We start from the raw sequence: 14,446 nt of genomic DNA, 5'->3' as shown, positions 1-14,446 counted from the left end.
GATTGAAACCGTATCGCGCCATTGCGACGCGCTACGATAAGCTCAAACGAAATTACGAAAGCATGGTGGCCTTGGCATGCGGCTTTTTATGGCTACCAATGTGAAACGTCAACAGGCCCTAATCCTGCACTGTTTTTTCTCTATTGCGCCCGACGCATAATGGTCCCGTGCTTTGGCTTCACGGCCTTTTACGGCAAGGAGATGTCGCAATGCGCTATATGCCCGATGAACACCGCTACGAACGCATGCCCTACCGCCGCTGCGGAAGAAGCGGCTTGAAGCTGCCGGCGATTTCGCTGGGCCTGTGGCAGAACTTCGGCGAAAACGCCCGCGCGGACAACGCCCGGGCCATCTGCCGCACGGCCTTTGACCACGGCATTACCCACTTTGACCTGGCCAACAACTACGGCCCGCCGCCGGGCAGCGCCGAGGAGCAGTTCGGCCGCATCCTCAAAACCGACTTTGCCGGCCTGCGCGAGGAAATGGTGATTTCTACCAAGGCGGGCTATTACATGCACCCTGGCCCCTACGGCGAATGGGGCAGCCGCAAGTACCTGCTCTCAAGCTTGGACAACAGCCTGAAGCGGATGAGGCTGGACCACGTGGATATCTTCTACTCCCACCGCTTTGACCCGGAGACGCCGCTTGAGGAAACCATGGGTGCGCTGGATCACGCCGTGCGTCAGGGCAAGGCGCTGTACGCGGGGATCTCCTCCTACAATACTCAGCGCACCCGGGAGGCGGTAGCCATTCTGCGCAAGCTGGGCACGCCCTGTCTGATCCACCAACCGAGCTACTCGCTGGTCAACCGCTGGATCGAGGACGACGGCCTGCTGGACACCTTGGATGACCTGGGCATGGGCTCCATCGTGTTTTCGCCGCTGGCCCAGGGGCTTTTGACCGACAAGTACCTCAAGGGCGTGCCCGAGGGCAGCCGGGCGGACCGGAGCCAGACCATCCGCGCCGGGCACCTGTCCGAGGAAAACCTGGAACACGTGCGCGCGCTCAACGCCATTGCCGAGCGCCGAGGCCAGACGCTTGCGCAAATGGCCATTGCCTGGGTGCTGCGCAGCGGCCGGGTAACTTCGGCGCTGATCGGCGCCAGCCGCCCGGAGCAGGTCACTGACTGCGTGGGCGCGCTGGAGGCGCCGGATTTCACGGAAGACGAGCTTGCGGAAATTGACCGCTACGCCGTAGAGGGCGGGGTGAATATCTGGGCGCCGTCGTCGGAGGCTTAAATGCAACAACCGATTGTCGGCTATCACAAGGACGAGGAGGACCACTGGGTGGCCAAGCTCGCCTGCGGCCACAACCAGCACGTGCGCCACCAGCCGCCGTGGACCGAGCGGCCCTGGGTGATGACCGAGGCCGGCCGGCGCTCGCGGCTGGGGTTGAAACTTGGCTGTGTAAAGTGTGATCGCGGCGAGCCCCGCGACTGGTTTGACACCTGATGTTCAGAGATTACACGTCGGTAATAACCGGCAGCCATAGCGCCAACGCGGCAAGCGTAGCCAGCAATACCGGCGTGGTGATGACCACGCCGATTTTCATGTACTGCCCCCAGCTAATGCGATACCCCTTGCCCGCCAGCACGTGCAGCCACAAAAGCGTGGCGAGGCTGCCGATGGGGGTAAACTTGGGGCCCAGGTCATTACCCACAACGTTGGCGTAGACCATCAGCTCTTGGGTCATCGCCGGCACCTGCGCCTGATCGATCGCCAGCGCGCCGATCAGCGTGGCCGGCATGTTGTTCATGATTGAGGCCAGCAGCGCGGCGGCGCTCCCCGTGCCCAGCGTGGCGATGATATCGCCCTGGCGTGACAGCCATTCCAGCACCCCGGACGCTGATGCCGTTAGCCAGGCGTTGCCCAGTCCGTAGACCACTAGATACATCCCCAATGAAAACAGCACGATCTGCCACGGCGCGTTTTTAACTACCTTACCCAGCGCTACCGGCCGCGGCCGGGTCGGTGCCCAGACACGCCCGGCAATCGCCATCAATACCAGCGCCGCTGCGCCCATAATGACGCTGAACGGCAGCGGCCAGCGGGCAGTAATAAACAGCGCCGCCAGCAACAGGCCCAACAGCGGAAACGCCGCGCGAAACACGTAGTAATCGCGGATAGCGCTGGCCGGTGCTTCCAGCCGATCAACATCGTAGCGCTTAGGGATATCCCGGCGAAAGTAGACGCCCAGCACCGCAAGCGTAGCGCCAAGCGACACCAGGTTCACCGGCACCATGACTTCAGCGTAGCGGTCAAAGCCGATGTCGAAGTAGTTGGCGCTGACAATGTTGACCAGATTGGAAATCACCAACGGCAGGCTGGTGGTGTCCGCCACAAAGCCCGTGGCGATAATGAACGCCAGCGCCGCGGCGGGGGTGAACGACAGCCGCAGTAAAATGGCCACCACAATGGGCGTCAACAACAGCGCCGCGCCGTCGTTGGCGAATACCGCAGCAATCAGCGCGCCCAGCAGCACAATCAGCGGAAACAGCAGCCGCCCGCGTCCGTTGCCCCAGCGGGCAATATGCAGCGCCGCCCAGGCGAAAAAGCCGGCTTCATCGAGTATCAGCGAGATAATGATCAGCGCGACAAAGGTAAAGGTGGCGTCCCAGACGATGCCCCACACCACGCCGACGTCTGCCCAGCTGACCACGCCGACGGCCAGCGCCACCGCCGCGCCGCCCAGCGCGCTGACCCCGATACCGAGCCCCCTGGGCTGCCAGATGACCAGCGTGAGCGTGGCTACAAATATTGCCAGCGCGAGCATGGCGAACTCCTTTTGTTGGCCTTGCGTTACCGGCCATCAACGGCCGACGTGGCTAGCGGTTAGCGTCATCAAGGCACACGGTTTCGCCATTTTCCTTGGTGAAGCTGGCCACCGGCGTGGCCAGAAGCGTTAGCACGGCCTCGGAGGGACGACACAGGCGTGTGCCTTTGGGCGTCACCACGATCGGGCGGTTGATCAGCAGCGGATGTTCCAGCATGACGTCGATCAGCGCGTCATCGTCGAGCGCAGGATCATCTAGCTTCAACTCGACACGCGGGGCGTCCTTGCCGCGCAGCAGCTCGCGCGGCGCGATCTGCATAGCCGCGATCAGCTCTACCAACTTCTGCCGCGACGGCGGCGTTTTCAGGTACTCGATGACGTGGGGCTCTTCGCCGGACTGGCGCATCATCGAAAGCGTATTGCGCGAAGTGCCGCAAGCGGGGTTGTGGTAAATAACGCTGGTCATGGGGGAACCTCCCTGCAGGTCAAGTGGTGCAGCAGGCAAGGCGCAGCGCTCGGGGGCGCCGGCGCAGCAGTCCTGCAGCAAAAATGTCAGCGTCTCGTTGAGGCTTTCGAGCCGCGCGCGGTAGATGATCGATCGGCTCTGCCGCCGCGAGGTGACAAGCCCCGCGCGCTGCAGCGTGGCCAAGTGCGCCGACATGGTGTTGTGGGGCACGCCCTGCTGCCGGGCTATCTCTCCTGCTGATAGCCCGTCGGGTTCATGGCGCATCAGCAGACGAAATGCATCAAGCCGCGTGGGCTGCGAGAGGGCGGCGAGAACGTCGAGGGTGTGTGTTTTATCCATCTGTCTAGAATTACAGACACAATACTTCAAGGCAAGCTTTGGTTTTTATACAAAGCATGTATTTCGTATCGCTATGGGTCACTATTAATTAGCCTGATAAATAAACTTCATTCGCCACGACCCCGTACGCAAGCGCAGTATATGGCCACCACACGGGCGGCGCGGTCATCCAAGCGCCCCCATCGTTACGGAGTTACACCATGAAGAAGTCACTGCTTTTTTCCCTCGTTATTGCCGCTACCCTACCCGCTGCGGCCAGCGCCAGCGTCGTCATTCAGCAGGCCAACCAGAATATCCAGGAACCGGTTGCCACTACTACCACGGCGACCCAGCACGTCAAGGCCGGCGTTGATGCCGCCAACATCCTGGGTCACAGCGCGGCAATGACCGAAACCACCTTTGCCCTGATGCAAAATACCCAGCATAAGACCGAGCTGCCCGTGACCGACCACAACCTTGCCAGCCCCGAGCAGCCTTCAGACTGGTAAGACGCTACACGCGCTAACCTAACGGCCGGCGTCGTTAGCCGGCCGGCATAAAAAAATCCCCGCCCTGCAAGCTCTGCAGGGCGGGGATTTCTGTTTGGGCAACTCCGTCAGGCAAATATTTCGACGACCACCTTGCCTCTGGCCGTGCCGGTTTCAATCAGCGCGTGGGCCTTGAGCACATTCTCGGCGTTGATCGGGCTCAGCACGGTCTCGAGCGTCGTGCGAATACGGCCGGCGTCGACTTCCCGGGACACGCGGCTCAGCAGCCGGTGCTGCTCGACCATGTCCGGCGTCTTGAACATCGGCCGGGCAAACATGAACTCCCAGTGCAGGCTCGCCGCCTTGGTCTTCAGCCCGGCCATGGGCATGGGCTGCTCGGTATCGTCGATGCTGACAATGCCGCCCTGGGGGCGGATCAGCTCCACGGCGGCGTCCCAGTGGCCCATGTCGTTGAAGATCGCGACGTGATCCAGGTGCTCGAAGTCCAGCGCGCGCACCTGCTCAACCATAGGTTCGCGGTGGTTGACCACGTGATCGGCGCCAAGCTCTTTCACCCAGCGGGTGGTTTCTTCCCGGGAGGCGGTGGCGATCACTTCGAGCCCGGCGGCTTTCGCCAGCTGGATGCCGATGGAGCCCACGCCGCCGGCCGCGCCGACGATCATCAGGCTTTCGCCCTTATTGGCGCCGTCCGGGTCAATACCCAGCCGCTCGAAAAACGCCTCGTAGGCCGTAATCGTCGTCAGCGGCAGCGCGGCGGCCTCGGCAAAGCTCAGGGAGGTTGGCTTGGGGCCGACAATGCGCTCATCCACGCGCTGGTATTCGGCGTTGGAGCCGGAGCGGGTGATATCGCCGGCGTAATACACCTCGTCGCCGGGCTTGAACAGCGTCACGTCCGGGCCCACGGCCTCGACCACGCCGCTGGCGTCAAAGCCCAGCACCCGGGGCGAGCTTTCTTCCTGTTCGGCGCCTTTACCCTTGGGGCCACGCAGCTTGGTGTCGATGGGGTTGACCGAAACGGCCTTGACCGCGACCAGCAGATCGTGGCCCAGCGGCTCGGGTTTGGGCAAATCGACGTCCAGCAGCGCCCGGGGGTCGTCCACGGGCAGGTGTCGCGTTAGCGCAACCGCTTTCATTACGTCTGACTCCTTTGATCAATGCACTGACGTGCGTTGGGGCTACCGTTTATGGCCGGTAGTGCTGCAACGTCCCAGTGTGCCCATGACGCGCCGGGAAGTTAATCCCCAGGCGCCACTTCGGCGCTTTTCCGCCAACGCCATTGTTTTTACAACATTTTATTCGTACAATCACGCGTGAAACATGCTCGATGGCTTTTCTCAAGGCGAGTCGTTTTTACACCAACGCCCACTCCGCACAAGCAAAGCCACTCCCGCAATATGCAACGTCTTTATTTGATACGTCGACGTCAGGAGCCATCATGCTACGCACTGTCCTACTTACGCTGTTTTTCGCCGCCGCCCTTACCCTTGTCGGCCTCTCCCAGGCGCAGGCGAACCTCGCGCCGCATGCGATGCAGCAGGCTGAATCGATGCAGCCCATTCCAGGGGCAGTGCAATAACAGAGTGGCCGACGCTAACGCGGCATATCTCACCGTCAAGGCCGGCGCTTACGCCGGCCTTTTCTTTATGTGCCGTCCCCGAGTTTTATCCGCCCGGGTGCGTCAATATGGATCCAGGCCAAACTACCGAATGGCGCCGCCTATATAGTAGTATATGGAATACATCATTAGGCCGGCAGCGCCGGCCGCTGACCCGCGAGGTGACCCATGGCTGACGCCCCCGATAGCGCTTACGCTGCTTCTCCGGATACCGACCATCCGACGCTTGATAAAAACGCGCCCGGCCGCGGTATCGCAGTGATTGTCTACTGGCTGCTGCTGGGCAGCATCATGACGGTGATCACCGCGCCTATCGGCGCGCTGTTGGCACACCGCCACTACCGCCACGCCGCGCCCTGGGTGCAAAGCCATCTGCAGTTTCAGCTGCGCACCTTCTGGCTGGGCGTGCTGGGCGGCGTCGCCTTTATCCTTGCCTGGGAGCTGCTGGGCGTGATCGGCATTTCTCCGCTGACGCCCTGGGCCATGGGCTACGCCTTCTTTACCGTCTGTCTGATCTGGCTGGTGGGCCGCTGCGGCGTCGGCGTCTCGCGGCTGATGACCAACCGCCCCATCCCGCACCCCAAAAGCCCGGCCTTTGGCGGCGCCGGTATTACCCTGGCTGACTCATGAGTCAGTACGACCAGCCCCAACCCGGCCGCCCGCTGCCCAACCCCGGCTGGGGGCCGCTTTCCGCCCTGCCCGGCAACCCCCTGATGTGGGTGCTGATCCTGAGCGAGCTGGTAGTCTTCATGGCGTTTTTCGTGCTCTACATCACCGAGCGCGCCGCCCAGCTGTCGCTGTTTGATTCCTCCCAGCAGCAGCTGGATCCGCTCATGGGCGGGCTCAACACCATGGTGCTGCTGACCAGCGGGCTCTTTGTCGCCTTTGCCGTGGAAGCCGTTGATGCAGGGAAGATACGCCGTACCCGCCAGTGGCTTGCCTGCGCGGCAGGGCTCGGGGTGCTCTTCGGCGCTATCAAGGTGTTCGAATATACGAGCAAGTTTGCCGTCGGCATTACCCCGGAGACCAATACGTTTTTCGGCTTTTATTTCGGACTCACCGCCTTCCACTTTGCCCACGTGCTGTTCGGGCTGGTGCTGCTGGGCCTGGTCAGCTGGAAAACCAGCCTGGAAAACGTCGAAACCGCGGCCGCCTTCTGGCACATGGTCGACCTGATCTGGATTTTGCTCTATCCGCTGCTGTATTTGCTGCGCTGAGCGACAGCCTTTTTCAAAGGAGAGTGTCATGGCAACGCTGCCCGGCAAACGCCACCTGCTGATCACCTGGGGCGTACTGATAGCGCTGACGGTGGTCTCCATGGTCTCGGCCCGGCTGGACCAGGACGGCTGGCAGGCGCTGCCGCTGTGGTCGGCGGCGCTGGTGGTGCTGGTCACCGGCTTCAAGGCCCAGCAGATACTGCTGGTCTACCTGAACCTGCGCCAGTCCACCGGCGCCTGGAAAGGCGCCTTTATTGGCATCATTACGCTAACGCTTGTGCTGATCAGCGCGGGCTATCTCTACGCCCGGCTGATGGTGTAGGTGTTGGTAATATAGTCACTGTGTCATCACGAGCTTGCGAAGTGAACTCGGGGTGTCTTGCACTCAGCACGGTAGGGAGATTGCCACGGCGCAAGCGCCTCGCAATGACGCAGGGCGCGAGGCGCCTCGTCTAAGCCGGCACTCTGGCCCAGTGCTCCAGCCGCCGGGCTAGCCGCATCAGGCCGTACACCACCACAGGCATGATCAGCATCAGCGCAATGCCCCAGTCGCGGTTGTTGATCAGCCACACCAGCGGCAGCATCACCGCCACCGCGCAGGCCAGCCACCCCGCCAGTGCCAGGCACAGGCGCGAACGACTGAACGATTGAATCCATGATGGACGCAAAGTGCTTTCCTCCCCCTCAGGTGGCAATGATCTGGCGATAAATCCCCGGCAGCGCCAACGCTAAATGCTCCGGCCGCTCGACAATGGCATAGCCGCCGCGACCGAACAGGCGCGGTATATACTGGCCGGCCTGACGATCGATGGTCACGCCAAACACGCGCACCTCTTCACGCCGGGCCTCGAGCACCGCCTTGCGGGTGTCTTCGATGCCGTAGCGGCCTTCGTAGTAGTCGTTGTCGTTGGGCTTGCCGTCGGTGAGCATCAACAGCAGCCGATGGCGGTTGGGCCGCTTGGCCAGCCCCCCGGTGAGATGGCGGATGGCCGGCCCCATGCGCGTATAGCTGCCGGGCTTCAGCGCCGAGATGCGCCGGGTCACCCTGTCGCCCATGGGCTCGTCAAAGTCCTTGAGCGTATTGACGAAGACCTTGTGGCGCCGCTGGGAGGTAAAGCTGTGGATGGAGTAGTCGTCGCCGCAGCCGTCCAGGCCATGGCCCAGCACCAAAAGCGCCTCCTTGGCCACGTCCAGCACCCGGCGGTCGTCAAGCCAGGCCTCGGTAGAGAGCGAGACGTCCACCAGAATCGACACCGCCAGATCCCGGGCCTGGGTGCGGCTATCCACGTAGAGCCGGTCGCTGGATTCCCCGGTGGCGGCCAGGTCGCAGCGCGCGCGGATCACCGCGTCCATGTCCAGGTCGCTGCCGTCCAGCTGACCGCGCAGCAGCTCGCGCCGGGGCCTTAGCGCCTCGAACTCCCGGCGCACCCGGCGGATGCGCCGGCGGGTAAGCTCGTCCGGCGTCCAGTCCTCGCCCTCTTCGCTCTGCTCTTCGCTATAGACCACGCAGTGGTCGGGAAGGTAGGCCTGCTTGCGATGGTTCCACTCCGGGTAGACGTGGCGGCCTTTCAGCCGGCCGCCGGTGGCCTCGTCCGGCGCGAGGTCAAGGTCGAGCTTGAGCTTGGACGCCGCCTTCTTGCGGTTGGGCGAGAGCACGATCTCTTCCATCTGGTCGGCGGCCTGGCGGGCATCCTCGTCTTCGTCGTCCACGTCGCGGTTGAGGTTGACCATCTCGGCCCAGGAGAGCATTTTTTCCGAGGCGTTGAGCATGAAGGGGTCGTCGCGGTCGGCCTGGTCCTGTTCGCGACGGTCGGCCTGGCGCTTGCCCTGATCGTCCTCGTCCTCATGGCGGGTCTTGAGCTCGGCGCCGTCGTCGTCTTCCACGGCGTCCTCCTCGGCGTCCCGGGTGCCCATGTGCATGGCCTGCCCCCAGAGCGGCACCGGCAGCGGCGGGCGGTAGCCCTGAGGCGCGCGGAACGTGTCCAGCGGCATGTCCGGGTCGCGAATCGCGCGCTGGAAGTCGAGCGCCTGCCCGCTTTCCGGATCCGGCGCGCCGAGCTCGGCGCACAGCGCGGTTTCCAGCGCCGCTTCCACCGGCGGCAGCCGCCGGCGCCGCGGGCGGATCGCCAGCAGCCCCGCGCACAGCGCCATGTAGCGATGCTGCAGCCCGGGAAAGCGCGTAAGCGCCGCCTGCCAAGTGCGCCGAGCCTCCTGCAGCCGGCGCAGGTCCGCCTGCAGCGGGTCGTCGGGCAGCGCCACCGGGCGCACTTCGGCCAGGTAGGCCGTGAGCCACAGGTACAGATCGCGATTCAGCTCGGCGTCGGGAAACAGCGCCAGCCGGGGCGGCAGCAGCAGGTGCTCTTCGTCCCGCCGGGCCTGGTCCAGGGCTTCTTCGTCCAGCCCCAGCCGCTGGCGCAGGCTCAGCCGATGGCGGGAGGCGCGACGCTTGATCGCGGCGACCTCCACCCCGGCATCGCCGCCGGCGGCGCGGAAAAACACGCCGAGCAGGTGCTGCATGTCGTCCAGCAGCACCGCGGCGTCGGGGTGATCCGGATAGCTCTCCGCCCGAGACGCCCAGCGGTGCCAGTGACGACCGACAAACTCCTCAACTTCAAGAAAATCCAGCATGGCGGCCTCCTGGTCGCAGGTTCCTGAGCAAAAGATCAGCCGAAGGTGGCGCGAACGGCCTCCATCAGCCCCTCCTGGACGTCGGCGTCGTCGGAAAGCGGCTCGACCAAGGTTGCCCGGGCGGCGTCGACGATGGGCATACCGGCGCGAATCAGGGTGGCGCAGTAGACCAGCAGACGGGTGGAAATGCCCTCTTCCAGGTCCTGGCCCTTCATCCCCCGCAGGCTGGCGGCGAGGTTGACCAGCGCCGCGCAGCGCTCCGCGGACAGGCCGCTTTCCCGGGCAACGATGTCGCGCTCGACCGAAGGCGGCGGAAAGTCAAACGACATGGCGACAAAGCGCTGGCGGGTGCTGGGCTTGAGCGATTTGAGAATGTGCTGGTAGCCCGGGTTGTACGACACCACCAGCATGAAGTCGTCCGGCGCTTCGAGCAGCTCGCCGGTGCGCTCCAGCGGCAGCACTCGGCGGTCGTCGGTGAGCGGGTGAAGCACCACGGTCACGTCCTTGCGCGCCTCGACGACTTCGTCGAGGTAGCAGATGCCGCCTTCGCGCACGGCGCGGGTCAGCGGGCCGTCCACCCAGCGGGTTTCGCCGCCCTGGAGCAGGTAGCGGCCGGTCAGGTCAGCGGCGGTCAAGTCGTCGTGGCAGGACACCGTGTGCAGCGGCTTGCCAAGCTTCGCCGCCATGTGGCTGATAAAGCGGGTCTTGCCGCAGCCCGTGGGGCCCTTGAGCAACAGCGGCAGGCGCTGGGCAAAGGCCTGCTCGAACATCTCGGTTTCGTTGCCCACGTTCTGGTAGTACGGCACCGCGGCATCAGCCTCGGGGGCAAAAGCGGTAGATAAAGACATGAAACACTCCCGGCAACAGGAAAAACTTGGACGAGTCTGAAGGCGTAGCCCAAAAGGCCCCGCGAACGGGGCCCTTTATTTATTGGCTTCAGGCGCTTTCGGGGCCTGCGGTCATTTGCGTTCCGCTATCCGGCACCTGGAGGCGCCGGGGGCCGAAGAAGGCGTAGATCAAGAGCCCGGCACCGATCGCCACGGCCACGCCTGCGCCCAGACGCATGGCGTAGAACAGGCCGAGCTGGTCCTGAACTTCCATGTAGTTCATACCCAGCACGCGCTGCAGGTGGGTCTGCACCACGCCGGCAAAGGTCAGCGTAAAGGTCATGAAGCACATGGCGCCGGTCATGATCCAGAAGCCCCACATGTTCATCACCTGGTTATACGGCTGGCTGCGACGCAGCGACGGCATGGCGAAAGTCATCACGCCAAGGATGATCATCACGTAAGCGCCGTAGAACGCCAGGTGGCCGTGAGCCGCGGTGACCTGGGTACCGTGGCTGTAGTAGTTGACCCAGTGCAGCGTGTGCATGAAGCCCCAGACGCCGGCGCCGAAGAAGGCCACGGTCGGGCAGCCCAGCGTCCACAGCATGGCGGCCTTGTTGGGGTGGTTGCGGCGGCCTTTCCAGAACATGGTAAAGGCGAACAGCACCATGGTGAAGAACGGTGCGATCTCAAGGGTGGAGAAGATGCTGCCGATGGGCTGCCAGTAGCTCGGCGCGCCGATCCAGTAGTAGTGGTGCCCGGTGCCCAAAAGGCCGGAGAACAGCGCCAGGCCGACGATCACGTAGAGCCACTTTTCGATTACCTCGCGGTCCACGCCGGTCATCTTGATCACCAGGTAGCCCAGCAGGGAAGCCATGATCAGCTCCCACACGCCTTCCACCCAGAGGTGGACGACCCACCACCAGTAGAGCTTGTCCACGGCGAGGTTGGAGGGGTTATAGAAGGCGAAAAGCCAGAAGATCGCCGCCAGCCACAGCCCCAGCATCAGCACCATGTTGATGGCGGTCTTGCGGCCCTTGGCCAGAGTCGCGCTGGTGTTGAACAAGAACAGCAAAAACGAAATGGTGATCAGCACCTTGACCCAGAACGGCTGCTCGAGGAACTCGCGCCCTTCGTGGATGCCAAACTGGTAGCCGATCAGCGCGGCCGCGCCGGCAAAGGCGAAAATAGCCAGCTGCAGGTAGGCAACGGTCGGGCTGGCGATTTCATGCTCGGCTTCTTCGGGCATGAGGTAGTAGGTGCAGCCCATAAAGCCGATCAGAAGCCACACGATCAGCAGGTTGGTGTGGCTTACCCGCATGATGTTGAAGGGCATAATGCCGGTCATGAAGTCCGGCCAGGCATAGACCGTCGCGGACAGCAGCCCGAAGATGATCTGCAGGGCAAATAGCGCCATGGCGACCATGAAGAACGGTAGCGCTACCTTTTGCGTTTCGTATTTCATTGATGGGTTCTCCTTGGATCAGCCGGCAGAGTTCGGCGGCCAGTCTTGCGCATTGATGCCGTCGGTCCATTTGAGGAAATCAATCAGCGACTGCATTTCCTCGTCGCTAAAGTCATAGGCCGGCATCTGACGGCGCCCGGGTATTTCCAGCGGCTGCGCGCGAATCCAGGCTTCGATCCCGGCACGCGCGGCCTCGGCGCTTTCATGTCCGCCGTAGCGCTCCCACACGTTGGAAAGCTCCGGGGCAAAGTAGGCGCCCTCGCCCAGAATGCTGTGGCAGTTGATGCACATGTTCTTTTCCCACACCTCTTTGCCGTGCTTGACCGAATCGGTCAGCCCGGCGCTGTCGGTGGAGGTATTCACCATGTACCAGTGGCTGTGCGCGGTCAGCGCCGCAAACAGCAGAAAGAAGAACAGCGACCCGCCATAGAAAATATTGCGGGCCGCCGACCTGGTGAGTCCTTCGGCCATGAATCATCCCCCCTTTGCTCGCCTGGCGGTAGCAGTAGCCGCCGGCCTTCGGTTCTTAAGATGCACCTTGAATGCATCTTTATTATAAAGCATATGCCTTTCGGAAAACGTTGATAAAGATCAAAAAGGCGCGATAAATCGCCGCATCAGCGGCGGACGTAAAGCGGCACGCGATCGTAGCCGCCGGCAGGATAGCGCGCGCGCACTGCCGGATCATCGTCTACCAGGCGGATTTCCCGGGTCGCGCCCATCAGCGCCTGGATGAAATACACAAGCTCCATGCGCGCAAGCCGTGCGCCGGGGCAGACGTGAACGCCCGCACCATACAGCAAATTGCGCTTGGGGTCGCGGTCCAGCCGCACCTGGCCGGGCTCGGGGAAGACATCGGCATCGCGGTTGGCCGAGCCCCACAGAATCGTCAGCCTCTCGCCCTGATCGATCTTGCGGCCGCCGACTTCCACCGGGCAGGTGGCCACACGCCGGTTGGACATCAGCGGCGCGTCCAGGCGCAGGATTTCATCGATCAGCTCAGAGACGATCGCCGGCTCGTCGCGCAGGCGCTGCTGCCAGTCCTGGCTGGCGGCGAGAAAGCGCATCAGGATGCCGATACTTGCCGAAATGGTGCCAAGCTCCCCGACCGTCCAGTTGCGCATCAGGCTGACCAGCTCTTCATCGGTGAGCGGGCGGTCGTCGACGGTTTCGTTCATCAGCCGGGTAGTGACGTCGTCCGGCGGCGTATCCATGGCGCGGCGCACTTCCAGGCGTTCGCGGATCACGCCGTCGAACTCCAGCGCCAGCTTGCCCAACGCGTCGCGGTCGCCGGCAAGGGTCGCTGCCTGCTGGCGCTTGACCCAGTCGCGCAGCGGTTCGTGCAGGCTCGAGGGCCAGCCCATGAAAGCGCACTGGATTTCCAGCGCGAAATCCTGGCCCATGGCCGACATGGCCTCGACTTCGCCGTCAGCCGGCAGGCGATCAACCACGCCTTCGGCGATGGCTCGACAGCGGGGCGAGAACTCCTCCATGGCTGCCTTGTTGAAATAGGGCTCGATGATCCGGCGAAACCCGGTGTGCTCCGGCGGATCCATAGCGTTGGGTACGGACAGATGCCGGCTGGCGGCGTTGCTGAAGGTGGCGTGGTCTTCCAGCACGCGCATGACGTCGGCGTGGCGCAGCAGCGACCACTGCAGATAGTCGCTGAAGGCCACCGGGCAACGGCTGCGCATCTCGTCGTAGGCTTGTATCTGGTCGGCTTGGACCGCGTCGGAGTGCGGGTCCCAGTCGTTCTGACGGGGGGTATTCATATTGCCTCCTGAGCAGTGAGTGAGAGACATGGGGTGAGAGACGTTGATGAAAAACAACGTTGTTGAGAAACAGGCAAGGCTCAGGGAACCACGCGCCGGCCGCTGCCCGTTTGACTCAGGTCAAAGCGGCCTGGGGTCCGGTCAATCGCCTCCGGGAGGGTCGGACAGGCAAAACGTGTCCCTGAACTGGCGCAGCTCCGGCTGGTGCTGCGCGGCGATCGCGTGGGCCAGGTCAGCGCCGCGGGGCAGCAGGTGAACTTCGCTGCGGCGGCGGTCCTCACGGCCTTGAGCGCGCCTGACCAGGCCGGACTGCTCGCAGCGATCCACCAGCATCACCGTGCCGTGATGCTTGGCCTGGAGCCGCTCGGCAAGCTCGCCGACGGTAGCCCACTGGCGGCCTTCGGCGGCCAGCAGGTGCAAAAGCAGCTGGTACTGCAGCGGGGTCACGCCGTGCTCACGGCAGACATCCTCGCTGTGGCGCAAAAAACAGCGCAGCTGATAGCGAAACGCCGACAGCTGCTGAAAATCCTGCGGGGAAAGAGATACATCACTCATGGCGCTGTCCGCGGTTGCCGCCCCGGCTCGCCGCCTTGACAAACGAGCGGGCTCGGCCTAGGGGGCGTTAACAATTAGGCCAGCCATATGGCGGCTGACACGAGGCAGAGGAGTGACTGGTAGTTTCTTGCCAGTCGCTCATAGCGTGTAGATAACCGCCGGAACTTCTTGATTTTCTTAAAGAACCTCTCCACCAGATTGCGATCTTGGTAACAGTGCCAGTCTACTTCAATGCGCGCCAAACGATTCTTTTTCGGAGGAATCACCGGCTCGGCACCTGCGGCCTGAATCATGTCCCGCAG

At 63.2% G+C, this 14,446-nt stretch carries 18 protein-coding genes and 1 pseudogene; 8 read left to right on the top strand and 11 right to left on the bottom strand.

Features of this window, described 5'->3' with window-relative positions:
* From RS027_RS12840 to RS027_RS12830, 3 genes and pseudogenes are all read left to right on the top strand, one after another.
* Positions 1–104, top strand: a pseudogene (locus RS027_RS12840) (IS5/IS1182 family transposase); the annotation flags it as partial.
* Between the two features lie 105 nt (positions 105–209).
* On the top strand, positions 210–1,238 hold the full coding sequence (gene mgrA / locus RS027_RS12835; protein WP_311957563.1) for an L-glyceraldehyde 3-phosphate reductase: 1,029 nt from the start codon (positions 210–212) through the stop codon (positions 1,236–1,238).
* Positions 1,239–1,451: a DUF3565 domain-containing protein gene (locus RS027_RS12830; protein ID WP_311957562.1), complete on the top strand. Its 213-nt coding sequence runs from the start codon at positions 1,239–1,241 to the stop codon at positions 1,449–1,451.
* A 10-nt stretch (positions 1,452–1,461) separates the two neighbouring features.
* Here the strand turns inward: RS027_RS12830 and RS027_RS12825 are convergent, their stop codons facing one another.
* A complete protein-coding gene (locus tag RS027_RS12825; RefSeq protein ID WP_311957560.1) occupies positions 1,462–2,772 on the bottom strand; it encodes an arsenic transporter in 1,311 nt (436 codons plus the stop codon).
* 52 nt (positions 2,773–2,824) lie between these two features.
* Complete coding sequence (gene arsC / locus RS027_RS13545) at positions 2,825–3,577, bottom strand: arsenate reductase (glutaredoxin) (RefSeq protein WP_446497139.1); 753 nt, start codon at positions 3,575–3,577, stop codon at positions 2,825–2,827.
* A gap of 200 nt (positions 3,578–3,777) precedes the next feature.
* Here arsC and RS027_RS12810 point away from each other — a divergent pair, with 200 nt between their 5' ends.
* Entirely contained in the window at positions 3,778–4,065 is a 288-nt protein-coding gene (locus RS027_RS12810; RefSeq protein WP_311957558.1) for a hypothetical protein, read from the top strand.
* Between the two features lie 107 nt (positions 4,066–4,172).
* Here the strand turns inward: RS027_RS12810 and RS027_RS12805 are convergent, their stop codons facing one another.
* Positions 4,173–5,198: a zinc-binding alcohol dehydrogenase family protein gene (locus RS027_RS12805; RefSeq protein ID WP_311957555.1), complete on the bottom strand. Its 1,026-nt coding sequence runs from the start codon at positions 5,196–5,198 to the stop codon at positions 4,173–4,175.
* A gap of 302 nt (positions 5,199–5,500) precedes the next feature.
* Here RS027_RS12805 and RS027_RS12800 point away from each other — a divergent pair, with 302 nt between their 5' ends.
* The 4 genes from RS027_RS12800 (at position 5,501) to RS027_RS12785 (ending at position 7,219) form a co-directional block, all read left to right on the top strand.
* Positions 5,501–5,641 (top strand): hypothetical protein, encoded by a 141-nt coding sequence (locus RS027_RS12800; RefSeq protein WP_311957553.1) that lies wholly within the window; start codon positions 5,501–5,503, stop codon positions 5,639–5,641.
* 207 nt (positions 5,642–5,848) lie between these two features.
* Entirely contained in the window at positions 5,849–6,310 is a 462-nt protein-coding gene (locus tag RS027_RS12795) for a DUF4870 family protein (protein ID WP_311957551.1), read from the top strand.
* A complete protein-coding gene (locus RS027_RS12790) occupies positions 6,307–6,897 on the top strand; it encodes a cytochrome c oxidase subunit 3 (protein WP_311883237.1) in 591 nt (196 codons plus the stop codon). Before RS027_RS12795 ends, RS027_RS12790 begins: the two co-directional genes overlap by 4 nt.
* A 28-nt stretch (positions 6,898–6,925) precedes the next feature.
* Entirely contained in the window at positions 6,926–7,219 is a 294-nt protein-coding gene (locus tag RS027_RS12785; RefSeq protein WP_311957549.1) for a cytochrome C oxidase subunit IV family protein, read from the top strand.
* Positions 7,220–7,349: 130 nt separating this feature from the next.
* On the opposite strand, the gene RS027_RS12780 is transcribed toward RS027_RS12785, so the two are convergent.
* The 8 genes from RS027_RS12780 to RS027_RS12745 all read right to left on the bottom strand — a co-directional run.
* Positions 7,350–7,565: a hypothetical protein gene (locus RS027_RS12780; protein WP_311957547.1), complete on the bottom strand. Its 216-nt coding sequence runs from the start codon at positions 7,563–7,565 to the stop codon at positions 7,350–7,352.
* A gap of 16 nt (positions 7,566–7,581) precedes the next feature.
* The gene (locus RS027_RS12775; protein ID WP_311957546.1) at positions 7,582–9,525 is read right to left on the bottom strand and encodes a nitric oxide reductase activation protein NorD; all 1,944 of its coding nucleotides are present in this window, start codon (positions 9,523–9,525) and stop codon (positions 7,582–7,584) included.
* 35 nt (positions 9,526–9,560) lie between these two features.
* Entirely contained in the window at positions 9,561–10,373 is an 813-nt protein-coding gene (locus RS027_RS12770) for a CbbQ/NirQ/NorQ/GpvN family protein (RefSeq protein WP_311957544.1), read from the bottom strand.
* An 88-nt stretch (positions 10,374–10,461) separates the two neighbouring features.
* On the bottom strand, positions 10,462–11,817 hold the full coding sequence (locus RS027_RS12765; protein ID WP_311957542.1) for a cbb3-type cytochrome c oxidase subunit I: 1,356 nt from the start codon (positions 11,815–11,817) through the stop codon (positions 10,462–10,464).
* An 18-nt stretch (positions 11,818–11,835) separates the two neighbouring features.
* Positions 11,836–12,288, bottom strand: a complete 453-nt coding sequence (locus RS027_RS12760) for a c-type cytochrome (protein ID WP_311957540.1) — start codon at positions 12,286–12,288, stop codon at positions 11,836–11,838.
* Positions 12,289–12,434: 146 nt separating this feature from the next.
* A complete protein-coding gene (locus RS027_RS12755) occupies positions 12,435–13,589 on the bottom strand; it encodes a cytochrome P450 (RefSeq protein WP_311957538.1) in 1,155 nt (384 codons plus the stop codon).
* 141 nt (positions 13,590–13,730) lie between these two features.
* A complete protein-coding gene (locus RS027_RS12750) occupies positions 13,731–14,144 on the bottom strand; it encodes a MarR family transcriptional regulator (RefSeq protein ID WP_311957536.1) in 414 nt (137 codons plus the stop codon).
* Between the two features lie 74 nt (positions 14,145–14,218).
* Positions 14,219–14,446, bottom strand: a 228-nt coding sequence (locus tag RS027_RS12745; protein ID WP_311957535.1) for a transposase, incomplete at its 5' end; no start/stop codon positions are given.

Origin of the sequence: Halomonas garicola, assembly GCF_031935715.1 — a bacterium.
In the GTDB taxonomy this organism is placed as follows: Bacteria; Pseudomonadota; Gammaproteobacteria; order Pseudomonadales; family Halomonadaceae; genus Vreelandella; species Vreelandella garicola.
The sequence above is the reverse complement of the archived record's forward strand: the minus strand, read 5'-3'. Positions and strand labels throughout refer to the sequence as shown.

Bases quoted from the DNA above. Each gene is read 5' to 3' on its own strand.
- RS027_RS12765 (WP_311957542.1), bottom strand. From the start codon at position 11,817: ATGAAATACGAAACGCAAAAGGTAGCGCTACCGTTCTTCATGGTCGCC.
- RS027_RS12810 (WP_311957558.1), top strand. From the start codon at position 3,778: ATGAAGAAGTCACTGCTTTTTTCCCTCGTTATTGCCGCTACCCTACCC.
- RS027_RS12785 (WP_311957549.1), top strand. From the start codon at position 6,926: ATGGCAACGCTGCCCGGCAAACGCCACCTGCTGATCACCTGGGGCGTA.
- arsC (WP_446497139.1), bottom strand. From the start codon at position 3,577: ATGGATAAAACACACACCCTCGACGTTCTCGCCGCCCTCTCGCAGCCC.
- RS027_RS12755 (WP_311957538.1), bottom strand. From the start codon at position 13,589: ATGAATACCCCCCGTCAGAACGACTGGGACCCGCACTCCGACGCGGTC.
- RS027_RS12770 (WP_311957544.1), bottom strand. From the start codon at position 10,373: ATGTCTTTATCTACCGCTTTTGCCCCCGAGGCTGATGCCGCGGTGCCG.
- RS027_RS12825 (WP_311957560.1), bottom strand. From the start codon at position 2,772: ATGCTCGCGCTGGCAATATTTGTAGCCACGCTCACGCTGGTCATCTGG.
- RS027_RS12760 (WP_311957540.1), bottom strand. From the start codon at position 12,288: ATGGCCGAAGGACTCACCAGGTCGGCGGCCCGCAATATTTTCTATGGC.
- RS027_RS12830 (WP_311957562.1), top strand. From the start codon at position 1,239: ATGCAACAACCGATTGTCGGCTATCACAAGGACGAGGAGGACCACTGG.
- RS027_RS12805 (WP_311957555.1), bottom strand. From the start codon at position 5,198: ATGAAAGCGGTTGCGCTAACGCGACACCTGCCCGTGGACGACCCCCGG.
- RS027_RS12795 (WP_311957551.1), top strand. From the start codon at position 5,849: ATGGCTGACGCCCCCGATAGCGCTTACGCTGCTTCTCCGGATACCGAC.
- RS027_RS12800 (WP_311957553.1), top strand. From the start codon at position 5,501: ATGCTACGCACTGTCCTACTTACGCTGTTTTTCGCCGCCGCCCTTACC.
- mgrA (WP_311957563.1), top strand. From the start codon at position 210: ATGCGCTATATGCCCGATGAACACCGCTACGAACGCATGCCCTACCGC.
- RS027_RS12790 (WP_311883237.1), top strand. From the start codon at position 6,307: ATGAGTCAGTACGACCAGCCCCAACCCGGCCGCCCGCTGCCCAACCCC.
- RS027_RS12750 (WP_311957536.1), bottom strand. From the start codon at position 14,144: ATGAGTGATGTATCTCTTTCCCCGCAGGATTTTCAGCAGCTGTCGGCG.
- RS027_RS12775 (WP_311957546.1), bottom strand. From the start codon at position 9,525: ATGCTGGATTTTCTTGAAGTTGAGGAGTTTGTCGGTCGTCACTGGCAC.